Below are 16,255 nucleotides of genomic sequence, written 5' to 3' on the forward strand. Positions count from 1 at the left end.
GACCGCGGCGGCAGCCGCAGCGTCCCCTCGTCCAGGCTCGCCGCCGGGTCCCAGGCGGCGAGCAGCGCGGTGGGCGGGGACGGCGGAGTGAGCGTGGCCGTGCGGTCGGGGGAGAAGTTCACCGCCACGTGCAGCGGCCCGTTGCGCAGCAGCAGCCAGCGGTCGTCCGGGTCCTCGGACCGCCGCACGTCCGCCTCGCCCAGCGGCAGGTGCGCCAGCACCGGGTGAGCGCGGCGCAGGGCGATGAGCGTGCGGTACCAGTCGAGCAGCCGGGCGTGCCCGGCGCGTTGCGGCTCGCTCCAGTCGAGGCAGGACCGCTCCCGGGTGGCCGGGTCCTGCGGGTCGGGCACCCGGTCGGCCGGCCAGCCGTGGCCGGCGAACTCGCGGCGCCTCCCCCGGCGTACGGCCTCGGCCAGTTCGGGGTCCTGGTGGTCGGTGAAGTACTGCCACGGTGTGCGGGCGCCCCACTCCTCGCCCATGAACAGCATCGGCGTGCCCGGCCCGAGCAGGACGAGCGCGGCGGCGCAGGCCGGCAGGCCGTCCGGGGCGAGGTGGGACAGGCGCTCGCCCCGCGCCCGGTTGCCGATCTGGTCGTGTGTCTGCGCGTACGCCACGAAGCGGTGCGCGGGGGTCTCGGCGGCGCCGGGGCGGAGGACGGGGCGGCCGTGCCGGCGGCCCCGGAAGGTTGAATAGCCGCCGTCGTGGAAGAAGGCCCCGGTCAGTGTCTTGGCCAGCGCGGCCAGCGGGTCGCGTGCGAAGTCGGCGTAGTAGCCGTGGGCCTCGCCGGTGAGCGCGGTGTGCAGCGCGTGGTGGAAGTCGTCGTTCCACTGCGCGTGCACGCCGTGGCCGTTGGCGCTGCGCGGCGCGGTGGTGCGCGGGTCGTTCAGGTCCGACTCGGCGATCAGGAACAGCGGGCGTCCGGTGTGCGCGGCGAGGGTGTCGACCGCCTGGGACAGTTCGGCCAGGAAGTGCTCGGCGCGGCTGTCGGCCAGCGCGTGCACGGCGTCCAGGCGCAGCCCGTCGAGCCGGTAGTCGCGCAGGAAGGCCAGGGCGCTGCCGATGAGATGGGCGCGCACCTCGTCGGAACCGGGCCCGTCCAGGTTGACGGCCGTGCCCCAGGGGGTGCGGTGGCGGTCGGTGAAGTAGGGCCCGAACGCGGGCAGATGGTTGCCCGAGGGCCCCAGGTGGTTGTGCACCACGTCGAGGACGACGCCGAGTCCGTGCCCGTGCGCGGCGTCCACGAACGCCTTCAGCCCGTCCGGGCCGCCGTAGGGCTCGTGCACCGCCCACGGCGCCACCCCGTCGTACCCCCAGCCGTGCGTGCCGGGGAAGGGGCAGACGGGCATCAGCTCGACGTGGCTGACGCCCAGGTCCGCGAGGTGGCCCAGGTGTTCGGCCGCCGCCGCGAAGGTCCCCTCGCGGGTGAAGGTGCCCACGTGCAGTTCGTAGAGCACCGCCCCCGGCAGCGGCAGGCCCCGCCACGGGTGCCGCCAGGGGTACGCGTCGTGGTCGACGACCGCGCTCAGCCCCTCCGGGCCGTCGGGCAGGCGGCGCGAGCGCGGGTCCGGCAGTACGGGGCCGCCGTCGAGCCGGAAGCCGTAGCGGGTGCCCGCGGCGGCGGGCGCCTCGGCCCGCCACCAGCCCTCATGGGTGGGCGAGGGCGCCATCGGCAGCTCGGTGGCGGGGGCGAGGTGGAGGGTGACGGTTCGCGCGGTGGGAGCCCAGACGTCGAACAGCATGGGCCCATTGTCGCCCCGCCACTGCTCCTCGCGCGCCGGTGCGGTGCCCCTTCGCGCCGGAGCGCGCCGGGGCGCCGCGGGCCTCACACCTGCTGGTGCGGGCCCCTTCCGGGCGGCGTCCCGGCGACCAGCGGCCTTCCGCGAGCGAGGCGTGACCCGGTCCAGGGACGGCGGCGGGCCGCCCCCCCCACGTGGACGCGGGTGGCCGTCTCCGGCGTCGCCCACCTGGCGGGCGGCACCAAACCCGCGCGTCCTGACGCGCGGCTCAGGGGGACACGTCCTGGGCGCTCTCCCTGACGAGGAGCGCCACCGGAGCATTGGCGAACAGCTCGCTCACCGGGAGGGTTCCGGCCAGTGCCCGTGTGGGTGCGCCGGTGGGCGGCGCGTCGTACCAGGTGCCCTCCGGCAGCGTCAGTGCCGTCCCGCCCCAGCCGCCGCGCTCCTCCAGCAGGAGGGAGAGGCGGGTGACCGCGGTCAGTGCCCGGCCGGTGCGGACGAAGGCGACGCAGTGGCCGGCCGCCCCGCCTTCCGCGTGCAGCGGCCGGTAGGTGGCGCCGTGCCCCGTGAACAGGCCGGGGTGGCGGGCCCGGAGCCGCAGCACGGCCGAGGTCAGCCGTGCCTTCTCCTCGTCGAGCGCGTCCCCGCCCCCGCCCAGGACCGGCGGGTTCCGGTTGTCCGGGTCCACCAGCGCGCGGTAGGTGCGTTCCGTGCCCTGGTAGAGGTCGGGCACTCCCGGCATCGTCAGGTGCAGCAGCGCCGCCCCCAGCACGTCGGCCCGCAGGTGAGGGGCGAGTTCCCGGGCGAAGGAGGCCAGCTCCCGCGACCCCGCGCTGTCCCGCTCGGCCGTGACGTAGCGTTCGACGGCCGCCTCGTACGCCGTGTCGGTCTCCGTCCAGGTGGTGTGGAGGCCCGCCTCGCGGACGGCTTTGAGGAGCGCGGGCACCAGCCGCTCGGGCGGCGGCGGGAACGCGCCCAGGGCCAGCGCCGTCTGCCGGTACACCCAGGCGGTGTGGCGGTCCGGGGCGCCCTCGGCGCCGGTACGGTCCATCAGCGCGGCCCACCGCTCGGGGCACTCGGTCAGGACGGCCAGCGCGGCGCGTGCGTCACCGCTGCGCTTGGTGTCGTGCGTGGACAGCGCCGTGCCGGTCAGCGGCCGGTCGCGCTGCAGGCGGGCGCAGTACGTGTGGAAGTCCTCCGGGGAGACCGCCGGGTGCCCGGGGTCACCGCCGACCTCGCAGGCGGACAGCAGCGGGACGTACCGGTAGAACGCCGCGTCCTCCTCGGACTTGGCGCGCAGTGCCGAGGAGAGCTGCGCGAACCGTGCGGGGAACTCCCGCACGTCGTCGCGGCCGGGCGCGGGGTGACCGGGACAGGCGGCGGGCTCGGGCCGAGCGGCGGGGACCGTGCCCAGCGCGAGCCGCAGCACCGCGTCCACCGCCGTGGCCTCCTCGGGCAGCCGGAAGACCGCGCGGGCGCCCTCGGCCGCCTCCTGAAGCAGCGCCGCGTCCCGTGGGGCGCCGGGTGACCGGTAGGCGGTGTACGGGCGGTAGACGGGGAGCCGTACCAGCATCTCGCGCAGCGCGTCCCGCAGCGCCCAGGGGGCGTGGTCGCGCAGCGACAGGTCCGGGGAGGCGGCGCAGGCCCGCACGGCGGCGCGGGTCAGCCGCTCCAGCTCCGCGGCGAGGTCGTGGGAGACCACGTGGTGGGCGGCGCGCCGCCGGGTCGCCTCCCAGTCGCCGCCCTCGTCGGGGGCCGCCCCGGTGAAGGCGCGGTAGGCGTCGGCCAGCCGGGCGTGGCCGGCGGGGTCGAGGAAGAGCCCGTCCACGTGGTGCAGCGCGTCGTAGCCCGTCGTACCGGCGACCGGCCAGGTGCCCGGCAGCGGTTCGCCCACGGCGAGGATCTTCTCCACGACCGTCCAGCGGCCCCCGCTCTCGCGGTGCAGGCGGCGCAGATAGCCACCGGGGTCGGCCAGGCCGTCGGGGTGGTCGACGCGCAGGCCGTCGACAACCCGCTCGCGCAGCAGCTGGAGCACCTTGCGGTGGGTCGCCGCGAACACCTCGGGGTCCTCCACCCGCACCCCGATCAGACCCGGAATGGTGAAGAAGCGGCGGTAGTTGAGTTCGCTCCTGGCCAGCCGCCACCAGGCGAGACGGTAGTGCTGCGCCGCGCACAGTCCGGGCAGCGGGAGCGCCTCGGTGCCCGCGCGCAGGGGCAGTACGTGGTCGTGGTAGCGCAGGGTGCCGTCCTCGACGCGCAGCCGGGGCAGGGCCTCGGGGAGGCGTTCGCCGAGCACGGGCAGCAGGACGCGGCCGTCGCCGGACTCCCAGTCGATGTCGAACCAGCGCGCCCAGGGCGACCCGCGTCCCTCACGCAGCACCTCCCACAGCGGCCGGTTCAGCCGCAGGTCGGCGGGGACGGCCATGTGGTTGGGGACGATGTCCAGGATCAGCCCGAGCCCGTGCGCCCGCGCCGTGGCCGAGAGCGCCCGCAGTCCGCGCTCCCCGCCCAGTTCCTCGCGCACCCTCCCGTGGTCGGTCACGTCGTAGCCGTGGGTGGAGCCCGGCACCGACGTCAGTACGGGGGAGAGGTGGAGGTGGGAGACGCCCAGCCGGGCCAGGCGGCCGACCGCCTCTTCCGCGGCGGCGAAGGGGAAGTCCGGCTGCAACTGCAACCGGTAGGTGGCGGTGGGAGCGGCCACCGGGACGGGACCGGACGCGGTCGCGGTCGCCGTCGGAGCGCCGTGAGCTGTCATGCGAACGTACGTACCCGGCCCGGGCCATTTCGTGCGTCCTGTCCGTGCCGGGACGCGATCCGGGCGGGTTACCGTCGGCCAACGGCTGAGGCACCGGCGGCGGCACGTCGCACGGTGGCCGGGCCGCAAGGGGCCACGCCTGCCCGCCGTCTCGTTCCCGGGACGGCTGCCGACCGCCATGTGCCGGCCCGGCCCGCCGCCGCCACGCGCGGCTGCGAGCGGCGGCCGGCACCGGGGGCCTGGTGGGGGCGCGTCGGCGGCTGGACGGACGGCGGGCGGGGTCCCGTGGCCGGCGGCCGGCACGACCGGTTTGGACAGCGTCCGGTCGTGCCGGCCGCGGGGTCACACAGGGCGTTGCAGCACCCTCATGCTGCGGTCCGCGAGCCGGAGGCACTCGCCCGCCGCGACCTTGGGACCGTCTTCCTGGAAGGCGGCCTCCTGGGCGGTGTCGACGACGGCCTGCCACTGCCGTCCGTGGTCGGCGGGGATCACGAAGTCCAGCGGCTCGTGGTGGGCGTTGAACAGCAACAGGAACGAGTCGTCCGTGATGCGCTCGCCGCGCTCGCCCGGCTCGGAGATGGCGTCCCCGTTGAGGAAGACGGTCAGGGCGCGGGTGTGCGGCGACTGCCAGTCGCGCTCGGTCATCTCCGTCCCCGTGGGGGTGAACCAGGCGATGTCGGACAGCTCGTCGTGGGTGCCCTCCGTGGGCCGGCCGTGGAAGAACCGGCGCCTGCGGAAGACCGGATGGTCGCGCCGCAGCCACACCATGGCCCGTACGAAGTCGCACAGGGCCGGATCGGGGGCCCCTGGCCCGTCGGAAGGGCCGTCGTCGCCCGGCCACCTGACCCAGGTGAGCGGACCGTCCTGGCAGTAGGCGTTGTTGTTGCCCTGCTGGGTGCGGCCGAACTCGTCGCCGTGGCTGAGCATCGGCACGCCCTGCGAGACCATCAGCGTGGCGATGAGGTTGCGCTGCTGCCGCCGTCGCAGGGCCAGCACCGCGGGGTCGTCGGTCGGGCCCTCGGCCCCGCAGTTCCAGGACCTGTTGTGGCTTTCGCCGTCCCTGTTGCCCTCGCCGTTGGCCTCGTTGTGCTTCTCGTTGTAGGACACCAGGTCGTGCAACGTGAAGCCGTCGTGGCAGGTGACGAAGTTGACGGAGGCCAGCGGGCGGCGCCCGTCGTCCTGGTAGAGGTCGGAGGAGCCGGTCAGCCGGGAGCCGAACTCGGCCACCGCGCGCGGCTCGCCCCGCCACAGGTCCCGCACGGTGTCCCGGTACCGGCCGTTCCACTCCGTCCACAGCGGCGGGAAGTTGCCCACCTGGTAGCCGCCCTCGCCCACGTCCCACGGCTCGGCGATCAGCTTCACCTGGCTGACCACCGGGTCCTGCTGCACCAGGTCGAAGAAGGAGGAGAGCCGGTCCACCTCGTGGAACTGCCGGGCCAGGGTGGCCGCCAGGTCGAAGCGGAAGCCGTCCACGTGCATCTCGGTCACCCAGTAGCGCAGCGAGTCCATGATGAGCTGGAGGACGTGGGGGCTGCGCATCAGCAGTGAGTTCCCCGTGCCCGTCGTGTCCGTGTAGTAGCGCGGATCGTCCGCGAGGCGGTAGTACGAGGCATTGTCCAGACCCCGGAAAGAGAGCGTGGGGCCGAGGTGGTTGCCTTCCGCCGTGTGGTTGTAGACGACGTCGAGGACGACCTCGATGCCCGCCTCGTGCAGGGCGCGCACGGCGTGCTTGAACTCCTGCACCTGCTCGCCGCGCTCGCCCCAGGAGGCGTACGCGTTGTGCGGGGCGAAGAACCCGATGGTGTTGTAACCCCAGTAGTTGGAAAGTCCCGCCTCGGCGAGCCGGTGGTCGGTGACGAACTGGTGCACCGGCATCAGTTCCAGCGCGGTGACCCCCAGCCGCGTCAGGTGCTCGATCACCGCCGGGTGCGCGAGCGCCGCGTAGGTGCCCCGCAGCTCCTCGGGCAGCGCGGGGTGGCGCATGGTGAGGCCCTTCACATGCGCCTCGTACAGCACGGTGCGGTGGTAGTCGGTGTGCGGCGGGCGGTCGTCGCCCCAGTCGAAGTAGGGGTTGATCACCACGGAGGCCATGGTGTGCGGGGCCGAGTCGAGGTCGTTGCGCCGCTCCGGGGCGCCGAAGTGGTAGCCGAAGACCGCCTCGTTCCAGTCGATCTGCCCGCTGACGGCCTTGGCGTACGGGTCGAGCAGCAGCTTGGCGCTGTTGCACCGCTGCCCCCGCTCGGGCGCGTAGGGTCCGTGCGCGCGGAAGCCGTACCGCTGGCCCGGCAGCACTCCCGGCAGGTAGGCGTGCCGCACGAAACCGTCCGACTCGCGCAGCTCGACGGCCGTCTCCGAGCCGTCCTCGTGCAGCAGACACACCTCCACGCGCTCCGCCACCTCGGAGAACACCGCGAAGTTCGTCCCCGCGCCGTCGTAGTGGGCACCCAGCGGATACGCGTGTCCCGGCCAGACCTGCATAGGAGTGTCTCTTCCCCATCGACGTCTCGGTACGGCACCGCAGCGGGTGCGGCGGACCCCGACGTCATCCTGCCCCGTCCACCCGTGCCGGCACCGGAAGTTGCCCGGGGTTCCGGGTGCGGCGCCACGGTGGCCGCAGTAGTCTTCCTTGATCGAACAGCGGGGGTCGGACCGGGGTGCGGAAGGCGGTGCGCAGTTGGGCGCGGGAGGGTTTGAACTCCCCCCAGGCGACGGCGGTGAGGGGCCGGATGGCGGCGGCGCCGCCTCCCAGGACGGCACGGCGGGCGCACCGCCGGGCGGCACGGGGGTGGGAGGGCCTCCCGGACAGGGGCTGGGGGAGCCCGGGCTCCAGCCGGGTGCCGTCCCGCTGGCCCGCCCCATGGAGATCGGCGCGGACGTGGGCTGGGACGAGGACGACTGGGCCGAGGTACGCACCAGGGCGCAGCGGGCCGGACGCGCGTACGTCTGGCTGAACCTCGTCGAGCAGCGGATGCGGGCGGTCGTCTCCGCCGTGCTGCGGCCGATCTACGAGCCGGTGCACGGTGAGGAGTGGGTCATCGCCGCGGCCGGGCCCGCCGGGCAGGAGTGGGTGCAGCGCGCCGTCGCCGTACGGGAGGTGAGCCGCCGCAAGGGCTATCTGCTCGACCCGGCCGACGACACCCTCATCTCCTTCCTGACCCTGCCGCAGCTGCGCGAGCTGATGGTGCAGCACTGGCCGTGCTTCGAGCCGTACTTCCCCGACCGCCGCGACGTCGAACTGGCCCTGGACGAACTGGAGGTCGCGCGCAGCGCGGTGGCCCGCAACCGCGCCCTGTCCGAGACGGTGCTCGCCCAGGCGGAGCGGATGTGCCGCAGGCTGCTGGAACTGCTGGGCGCCGCCCCGCGCGGTGCCGCCTCGGCGGACCGGCTGCCGGTGGACGCCGTCGAGGAACTGGTGGGGGACCGGTTCGCCGACGTGGTCAGCGTCCACGCCGACCGCGTACGGCTGCAACGCCAGCTCCCGGCCGAGGACCTGTTCGGCGGGGCACGGCGGCTGGACGCCATCGGCATCGGGCTCAACCTGCTGGTGCAGAACTACAGCGGGCGCCGGCTGGTGCGGCTCGCCGAGGCCGGCTGCCGGGTGCGGCTGCTGTTCATGAACCCCGCCAGCAGCGCGCTGCGCCGACGGGAGCGCGAACTGGGCCTCAAGAAGGGCGAGCTGGCCCGCACCGTGGAGACCAACATCCTGCACATGCGCCGGGTGCGCTCCCGGCTGCGGGACGCGGGGGCCTTCGAGATCCACGTCTTCGACGAGACGCCCCGGTTCACCGCCTACATGGTGGACGGTGACGGCTGTGACGGTCTGGCCGTCGTCCAGTCCTACCTGCGCCACTCCCGGGGCATGGAGACGCCGGTCCTCGTGCTGCGCGGGGCCGGCCGCCACGTGGCACCGGACCAGGACGCGGAAGGAGCCCTCTTCCCCCTCTACCGGGAGGAGTTCGACCACTTCTGGGCGGACTCCCGGCCGGTGTCCTGACGCGCATACGGTGGGGCCATGACGAGGTATGCGGCGCTGTTGCGAGGGGTCAACGTCTCAGGGCGCAACAAGGTGCCCATGGCCGAGCTGCGGGAGGTCATGAAGGGGCTCGGCTGGGGGGATGTGCGCACCTATCTGCAGAGCGGCAACGCCGTCTTCAGCACCGACGACCCCCGTCCCGGCCCGGTGCTGGAGCGGGCCGTCGCCGAGCGGTTCGGGGTGCGGGTGCCCTGCCTGGTGCGCACCTCCGTCCAGCTGCGGGCCGTCGCCGCGGCCTGCCCGCTGCCCGCCGCCGAACTGGACCCGGCCAAGCTGCTGGTCCTCTTCCTGGAGGAGGAGCCGGACCCCGGCCACTTCGCGGGCCTGGACGCGGCGGCTTACGCGCCCGACGAGTTCCGGCACGTGGGCCGCGCCGTCTACTGCCACTTCCCGCACGGGATGGGCCGCAGCAGGCTGGTGACCGCGCTGGAGGCGACGCGCCCGAAGCTGACCATGACGGGCCGCAACTGGCGGACGGTGCAGCGCCTCATCGAGCTGGCCGGCTAGCGGGGCGACGGGGCGGGGCTCCGGGCCGAGGAGCCGAGGGACCGACGAGCCCTGGGGCGCATGTACCGACGAGCCCTGGGGCTCATGTGGCGTCAGAGGCGGCTGTCACCTCGTGATGTCATGTCTGTCACAGTACGCCACGCGGCTTGAGCCCTGGACGGCCATCCGACAAGGATGCGAGTGATCCGGCTACGGATCACTCGACCACACACTTTCGGAGGGCTCCCTCGGCATGGCAACTCACGGGGCACGACACACCAGACGCCGGATATCCGTGGCGATAGGCGCCGCTGTGGCCCTCGCGGGCGGCGCGACACTCCTCACCCTCCCGGCCGGCGCCGGCACCCCCGAGGAGGGCACGGTACTCGGCGCGGGCGCCGAGGGAGCCGTCAAGGGCAGCTACATCGTGGTGCTCAAGGACTCGGTCGCGGCGAACGGCGTCAAGGCGACCGCCGAGGCCAAGAGCCTCACCGACGAGTACGGCGGCAAGGTCGGTCACACCTACCACGCGGCCCTCAAGGGGTACGCGGCCGACGGGCTCAGCGCCCGGGACGCGCGGCGGCTGGCCGCCGACGACAAGGTCGCCAAGGTCATCCAGAACCGCGTGGTGCGCGGCCAGGGCACCCAGTCCAACCCGCCCTCCTGGGGCCAGGACCGCGTCGACCAGGCGTCCGACAAGCTGGACAACAAGTACACCTACCCCGCCACCGCGGGCGCGGGGGTGACCGCGTACGTGATCGACAGCGGCGTGCGCGTCAGCCACAAGGACTTCGGCGGCCGGGCCGTCAACGGCTACGACGTGGTGGACGGCGACAAGACGGCCCAGGACGGCGCCAACCACGGCACCCACGTCTCGGGCACCATCGCGGGCGCCAGGTACGGCATCGCCAAGAAGGCGAAGATCGTCGCCGTGCGCATCCTCGGGAACGACAACCGGGGCACCAGCGCCGACGCCATCGCCGGCATCGACTGGGTGATCAAGGACCACAAGGCCAAGGGCGGCCCGGCCGTGGCCAACCTGAGCATCGGCGGTTACCACGACCCCGCGCTGGACACGGCCGTCAAGCGGGCCGTCGCCGCGAACATCACCTGCGTCGTCTCGGCGGGCAACGACGGCGGCGACGCCTCGTCCGCCTCCCCGGGCCGGGTGTCCCAGGCCATCACGGTCGCGGCGAGCGATCTGAGCGACCGGCAGGCCGATTTCTCCAACTACGGGAAGGTCGTGGACCTGTACGCGCCCGGCGTGGACATCGTCTCGGCCGGCAACGGGAGCAACACCGCCGAGAGGACCATGTGGGGCACCTCCATGGCGGCCCCGCACGTCACCGGCGCCGCCGCGCTCTACCTGAGCACCCACAAGACGGCGACCCCGGCGCAGGTCGCCAAGGCGCTCACGGACGGCGCCACCAAGGGCGTCATCACCGAGCGGGGCGCCGGTACGCCCAACAGGCTGCTGCGCGTCCCCAAGTGAGCCGGGCGCCGCAGCGGGCGCCCGACCGGGGCGTGCCGCGGCGCTCCCGGGGTGCTGCCCGCATGACACGCGTCGCACGCGTTGCGTGCGTCACACCAGCACCCAGAACTTGAGCCGCGGGCCTCGATCCGACAGGGTTTCGAACCAGTCGGCGACGGCCCGGACGAGCCACGTCCGGGCCGTCCACCCCCCACACGCAGCAGGAGAGGCACTCTCGCCCATGGCAACCCACGTGGCCCGCAACACCAAGCGCCGGATATCCCTCGCGATCGGGGCGGCGGTCGCCGTCGCGGGCGGCGCGACACTCCTCACCCTCCCCGCGGGCGCGGCTCCTGCCGAGGGCACCGTGGTCGGTGCCGGGGCGAAGGACGCCGTCAAGGGCAGCTACATCGTGCTCCTCAAGGACCACAAGAGCGCCCCGCTCCAGGCCGCGAGCACCGGCAGGGACCTGGCCCGGGAGTACGGCGGCAAGGTCAGCCGCACCTACGAGTCGGCCGTCCACGGCTTCAACGCCACCGGGCTGACGCCCCAGGAGGCGCGCAGGCTCGCCGCCGACGACAAGGTCGAGCAGGTCTTCCAGAACCAGCGCCTCACCATCAACGGCACCCAGACCGACCCGCCCTCCTGGGGCCTGGACCGCATCGACCAGAAGTCCAAGGCGCTCGATCAGAAGTACACCTACCCCGCCGGCGCGGGCGCGGGCGTGACCGCGTACATCATCGACACCGGCGTGCGCATCGGGCACCAGGACTTCGGCGGCCGCGCCTCCTACGGCTACGACGCGGTCGGCAAGGACAAGAAGGCCCAGGACGGCAACGGCCACGGCACGCACGTGGCGGGCACCGTCGCGGGCACCACGTACGGCGTCGCCAAGAAGGCGAAGATCGTCGCGGTGCGCGTGCTGGACAACGAGGGCTCCGGCACCACCGCCACCGCCGTCGCGGGCATCGACTGGGTCACCAAGCACCACAAGGGCCCCTCGGTCGCCAACCTGAGCCTGGGCGGCGGCAAGGACGCGGCGCTGGACGCCGCCGTCACCCGCTCGATCGCCTCGGGCGTCACCTACGCCGTCTCGGCCGGCAACGAGAGCGCCGACGCCTCCGGTTCCTCGCCCGCGCGCGTGACCTCCGCGCTGACCGTCGCCGCGAGCGACGCCCGGGACCGGCAGGCGGACTTCTCCAACTACGGCAAGCGCGTCGACCTGTACGCGCCCGGCGTGGCCATCGTCTCCGCGAGCAACAAGAGCGACACCGGCACCGCCACGATGTCCGGCACCTCCATGGCCTCCCCGCACGTCGCGGGCGCCGCCGCCGTCTATCTGAGCGGGCACAAGACGGCCAAGCCCGCCCAGGTGGCCGCCGCGCTGACCAAGGGCGCGACCGCCGGCCCCATCGTCAACCCGGCCAAGGGGACCCCCGACAAGCTGCTACGCGTCGTCAAGTGATCCCTCGCCGCGGCCAATTGTGAGCGGTTCCGGTGCGTAACCCGCGTTTTCCGGGTAAGCGCATCAGCAGGCCCGCCGTGCCCTCCCCCCACGGGGCACGGCGGGCCTTCGCGTGCGGCCCGCGACCTGCACACTTCACACAGGCTTAACACCAGCCCCGTTGACGCCCGCGAGACGCGGCTGGCAAGCTCACAGCCGTGAGCCAGTACAGGAATCTCGTAGCGCGCCTGCACGTCGATCTGCGACGTCACGCCAGCGCCCTCTGTGCCCCCGTCCGCGCCTGAGACGCGCGCCCTCAGCTCACCCTTTTCCACCCGCGGCGGCAGAGCCCGCACCGCCCCGTACGCCGTCGTACGGGCACGGACGGCGCGCCGCGCGGAAACCACCGGACGCGTCCCCGCCACGCGTGACAGCCACCGGCGCGGCGCGGCGCACCCCCGCCAGGGGAGCACCGCACCCGTCGCCCGCTGACGTCCCCGACGCCGGCCCGACGCCGCCTGCCCCCGCAGGCCGCCCGCTGTCCCCGTGCCGCACGCTCCGGCCGTGCAACGGAAGGCACCCGTGCGCCCTCGTCCTTACCGCAGACGGGAATTCCTCGCCCTCACCGGCCTGACCACACTCGCCGCCGCCGGCGCCACCGGCTGCGGACGGGCCTCGGGAAGGGACGGCGTTCCCGCGAACACCCTCCGCTACCAGGGCTGGGCCGGTACCGTCACCCCGGCCGAACTGGCCGAAGACCTCGGTTACCTGGACGGCCTCACCCTCAAGTGGGTCGGCAACACCACCAGCGGCCCGCAGGACATCCAGGCGGCCGCCGCCGGTGACACCGACTTCGGCGGCGCCTTCAACGGCGCGGTCGTCAAGATGGCCGCGGCCAAGGCCCCCGTGCAGGCCGTCATCAGCTACTACGGCGTCGACAAGGAGCGCTACAGCGGCTTCTACGTGCGCGCGGACAGCCCGGTGCGCACCGCCCGGGACCTGCTCGGCAAACGCGTCGCCATGAACACCCTCGGCGCGCACGCCGAGGCCATGCTCGACACCTACCTCGCCCGCGCGGGCCTCACCGCCAAGGAGGCCGCCCAGGTGGAGCGGATCGCGCTGCCGCCCGTCAACACAGAACAGGCGCTGCGCCAAGGGCGCGTCCACGTCGCCGTCCTGACCGACATCCTCCGCGACAAGGCGCTCGAACACGGCGGCATCCGCGCCCTGTTCGACGACCACGAGTTGCTGGGCACCTTCAGCGCCGGCACCTATGTGATGGCCGACCGCTACCTGGAGCGGTACCCCGAGCAGGCCCGCGCCTTCGTGACCGGCGTCGGGCGGGCCCTGGACTGGTCGAGGCGCACACCCCGCGAGGAGGTCGTCGCGCGGATGGTGCGGATCGTGCGGCGCCGCGACCGCAGCGAGGACACCGAGCCGCTGCGCTACTGGCGCTCCTACGGCGTCGCCCGCGACGGCGGCCGCATCGCCCCCGGCGAGCTGTCCTTGTGGGCGCGCTGGCTGGAACGGCGCGGCGACATCAAGGCCGACCGCGTCCACATCCCCGACATCTACACCAACGCCTTCAACCGGCACCCCGCACCCGCCCGAGGGGCCGCCTCCGCGTCCCCGTCCGCCCGCGACCGCTCCGGGAGCTGAACCATGACCACCGGCACCGTCCCGAAGATCCGCTTCGAGAACGTCACCAAGACCTTCCCCGTCCGCGCCGCACGCGGCGCCGCCCCCGCCGCGTTCACGGCGCTCCAGGACATCGGCCTCGACATCGCGGCGGGCGAGTTCCACGTCCTCGTCGGCCCCAGCGGCTGCGGCAAGTCCACCCTCCTGGACCTGCTGGGCGGCCTGGCCACGCCCAGCAGCGGCCGTGTCCTGCTGGATGGCGCCCCCGTCACCGGGCCCGGCCGCGACCGGGGCACCGTCTTCCAGCAGTACGCGCTGCTGCCGTGGCGCACCGCGCGCGGCAACGTCGAGTTCGGCCTGGAGGCCGGCGGAGTGCCGCGCCGCGAACGGGCCGAGCGGGCCGCGGAGTTCCTGGCCCTCGTCGGCCTGGAGGGCTTCGAGGACCGGCACCCGCACGAGCTGTCCGGCGGCATGCGCCAGCGCGTCGCCATCGCCCGCAGCCTCGCCTACGACCCCGACGTGCTGCTGATGGACGAGCCGTTCGCCGCCCTGGACGCGCAGACCCGCGAATCCCTCCAGGACGAACTGCTGCGGATCTGGCAGCGCACCGGAAAGACGGTCGTCTTCATCACGCACAGCATCGACGAGGCCGTGACCCTCGGCCGCCGCGTCACCGTGCTCACCTCCCGCCCCGGCCGCGTCAAGGAGAGCGTGCCCATCGACCTGGGCGACCGCACCGCCGCCGGCGACCTCCGCTCCAGCCCCGGGTTCGCCGCCTGCCGGCACCGCCTGTGGGAACTGCTGCACGACGAGGTCAGCCGCGCACAGCGACTGGAGCGGTCCGCGCTGGAGGACGAGGCGGTCGCCGCATGAGCACCACCGTCACCCCCGCCGACGCCCGCACCCGCATCCGGCCCGGGTCCGCCGCCGCTACCCAGCCCCCGCCGCCCGGCCGCGCACCCGCCCGCACGCCGCTCCGCCGGTCGCTGGGCGCCCTGCGGGCCGCACTGACCCGCACGGCGGCGATCGCCGTGCTGCTCGCCCTGTGGGAGACCGCACCGCGCGTGGGCCTGGCCGACCGGGTCTTCCTGCCGCCGTTCTCCGAAGTGGCCGCCGCCTGGTGGGAGCTGCTGGCCGACGGGCAGCTGCTCGATGACGCGCGGGCCAGCCTGGTCCGCTCGCTCAGCGGCTTCGGGCTCGCCGTCGCGCTGGCCGTACCGCTGGGGCTGCTCATCGGCTGGTACAAGCCCGTCGCCGACCTGCTCGGGCCCCTGCTGGAGGTCTTCCGCAACACCGCCGCGCTGGCGCTGCTGCCCGTCTTCGTCCTGCTGCTCGGCATCGGCGAGACGTCGAAGATCTCCATCGTGCTGTACGCCTGCACCTGGCCGGTGCTGCTCAACACCATCAGCGCGGTACGCACCGTGGACCCCACCCTGCTGAAACTGGCCCGCAGCGTGGACCTGCCGCCCTGGCGGCTGTTCACCAAGGTGATCCTCCCCGCCTCCGTGCCGGCGGTCTTCACCGGCATCCGCCTGGCCGGCGGGGTCGCCGTCCTCGTGCTGGTGGCCGCCGAGATGGTCGGCGCCAAGGCGGGACTGGGCTTCCTCATCACCAACTCGCAATACAACTTCGCCATCCCGCAGATGTACGCCGGCATCCTCACCGTCTCCGCGCTCGGCGTCGCCTTCAACCAGTTCCTCGTCGCCCTGGAGCGCCGCTTCACCTCGTGGCGCGCCACAGCCTGAACACCTGCCGAAAGGAAACCGCACGATGACCAGCTTCGACATCCGCCGTGTCGGCGGCCGCACCGGCGCCGAGATCCTCGGCGTGGACCTGTCCACGCGGCTCGACGCCTCGCTCGTCCAGGAGATCAACGCCGCGCTCCTGGAGCACAAGGCCCTCTTCTTCCGGGACCAGGACCTCCAGGACTCCGACCAGATACGCTTCGCCTCCCTCTTCGGGGAGCTGACCACCGCCCACCCCACGGTGCCGTCCGTCGAGGGCCGGCCGCACGTCCTGCCCGTGGACGGCGAGGAGGGCGTACGGGCCAACCGCTGGCACACCGACGTCACCTTCGTGCGCACCCCGCCCAAGGCCAGCACCCTGCGCGCACTCGTCGTCCCGCCCCACGGCGGCAACACCCTCATCGCCAACACGGCCGCCGCCTACGCCGACCTGCCCGAGCCGCTGCGCGAGCTGGCGGACCGGCTGTGGGCCGTCCACACCAACGCCTTCGACTACGCCGAGCCGAAGAACCAGGCCGCGGCCGAGCGGCGCAAGGTCTTCACCTCCCGCCGCTGGCAGACCGCGCACCCGGTCGTGCGGGTCCACCCGGAGAGCGGCGAACGCGGCCTGTTCATCGGCGGGTTCGCGCAGCGCCTGGTCGGGCTGGGCGCCGAGGAGTCCCGCGATCTGCTGCGCATCCTCCAGGCGTACGTGACCCGGCCCGAGAACACGGTGCGGTGGACCTGGGCGCCCGGCGACCTGATCCTGTTCGACAACCGCATCACCCAGCACTACGCCCCCGACGACTATGGCGACCTGCCCCGCCGCCTGCACCGGGTGACCGTCGCCGGAGACGTGCCCGTCGGCGTGGACGGCGAACGCAGCCGCCTGGTCGAGGGCGACGATGCCGGCCACTACACCCCCGCGGCCGCCTGATGGGCGCCGCACTGCGCGTCGTCCGGCTGCC

At 73.8% G+C, this 16,255-nt stretch carries 12 protein-coding genes; 9 read left to right on the plus strand and 3 right to left on the minus strand.

What is annotated here, in order from left to right:
• The 3 genes from treZ to glgX form a co-directional block, all read right to left on the minus strand.
• A partial coding sequence (gene treZ / locus FM076_RS26040) for a malto-oligosyltrehalose trehalohydrolase (protein ID WP_173875019.1) occupies window positions 1-1,739 on the minus strand: 1,739 nt, incomplete at its 3' end.
• A gap of 265 nt (window positions 1,740-2,004) precedes the next feature.
• Window positions 2,005-4,491 (minus strand): malto-oligosyltrehalose synthase, encoded by a 2,487-nt coding sequence (treY, locus tag FM076_RS26045; protein ID WP_173873334.1) that lies wholly within the window; start codon window positions 4,489-4,491, stop codon window positions 2,005-2,007.
• Window positions 4,492-4,833: 342 nt separating this feature from the next.
• Window positions 4,834-6,969, minus strand: coding sequence for a glycogen debranching protein GlgX (gene glgX / locus FM076_RS26050; protein WP_173873335.1), 2,136 nt, complete (start codon window positions 6,967-6,969; stop codon window positions 4,834-4,836).
• A 307-nt stretch (window positions 6,970-7,276) separates the two neighbouring features.
• Between glgX and FM076_RS26055 the strand changes: the two genes are divergently transcribed.
• The 9 genes from FM076_RS26055 (at window position 7,277) to FM076_RS26090 (ending at window position 16,224) form a co-directional block, all read left to right on the plus strand.
• A complete protein-coding gene (locus tag FM076_RS26055) occupies window positions 7,277-8,485 on the plus strand; it encodes an SAV2148 family HEPN domain-containing protein (RefSeq protein ID WP_428815173.1) in 1,209 nt (402 codons plus the stop codon).
• A gap of 18 nt (window positions 8,486-8,503) precedes the next feature.
• Window positions 8,504-9,031, plus strand: a complete 528-nt coding sequence (locus tag FM076_RS26060; RefSeq protein WP_173873336.1) for a DUF1697 domain-containing protein — start codon at window positions 8,504-8,506, stop codon at window positions 9,029-9,031.
• A gap of 274 nt (window positions 9,032-9,305) precedes the next feature.
• On the plus strand, window positions 9,306-10,502 hold the full coding sequence (locus FM076_RS26065; protein ID WP_345945233.1) for a S8 family peptidase: 1,197 nt from the start codon (window positions 9,306-9,308) through the stop codon (window positions 10,500-10,502).
• 220 nt (window positions 10,503-10,722) lie between these two features.
• Window positions 10,723-11,946 carry a S8 family peptidase gene (locus FM076_RS26070; RefSeq protein WP_173873338.1) on the plus strand — a complete coding sequence of 408 codons (1,224 nt, stop codon included), beginning with the start codon at window positions 10,723-10,725 and terminating at the stop codon, window positions 11,944-11,946.
• Between the two features lie 197 nt (window positions 11,947-12,143).
• Window positions 12,144-12,230, plus strand: coding sequence for a putative leader peptide (locus FM076_RS35385; protein ID WP_428815174.1), 87 nt, complete (start codon window positions 12,144-12,146; stop codon window positions 12,228-12,230).
• Between the two features lie 277 nt (window positions 12,231-12,507).
• Window positions 12,508-13,584 (plus strand): ABC transporter substrate-binding protein, encoded by a 1,077-nt coding sequence (locus tag FM076_RS26075; protein ID WP_173873339.1) that lies wholly within the window; start codon window positions 12,508-12,510, stop codon window positions 13,582-13,584.
• 3 nt (window positions 13,585-13,587) lie between these two features.
• Window positions 13,588-14,436, plus strand: a complete 849-nt coding sequence (locus FM076_RS26080; protein WP_173873340.1) for an ABC transporter ATP-binding protein — start codon at window positions 13,588-13,590, stop codon at window positions 14,434-14,436.
• The gene (locus FM076_RS26085) at window positions 14,433-15,308 is read left to right on the plus strand and encodes an ABC transporter permease (protein WP_173873341.1); all 876 of its coding nucleotides are present in this window, start codon (window positions 14,433-14,435) and stop codon (window positions 15,306-15,308) included. Before FM076_RS26080 ends, FM076_RS26085 begins: the two co-directional genes overlap by 4 nt.
• A 25-nt stretch (window positions 15,309-15,333) precedes the next feature.
• Window positions 15,334-16,224, plus strand: a complete 891-nt coding sequence (locus FM076_RS26090; RefSeq protein ID WP_173873342.1) for a TauD/TfdA dioxygenase family protein — start codon at window positions 15,334-15,336, stop codon at window positions 16,222-16,224.
• Window positions 16,225-16,255: the final 31 nt, after the last annotated feature.

This window comes from Streptomyces albus subsp. chlorinus (assembly GCF_013302895.1).
Classification (GTDB): Bacteria; Actinomycetota; Actinomycetes; order Streptomycetales; family Streptomycetaceae; genus Streptomyces; species Streptomyces chlorinus.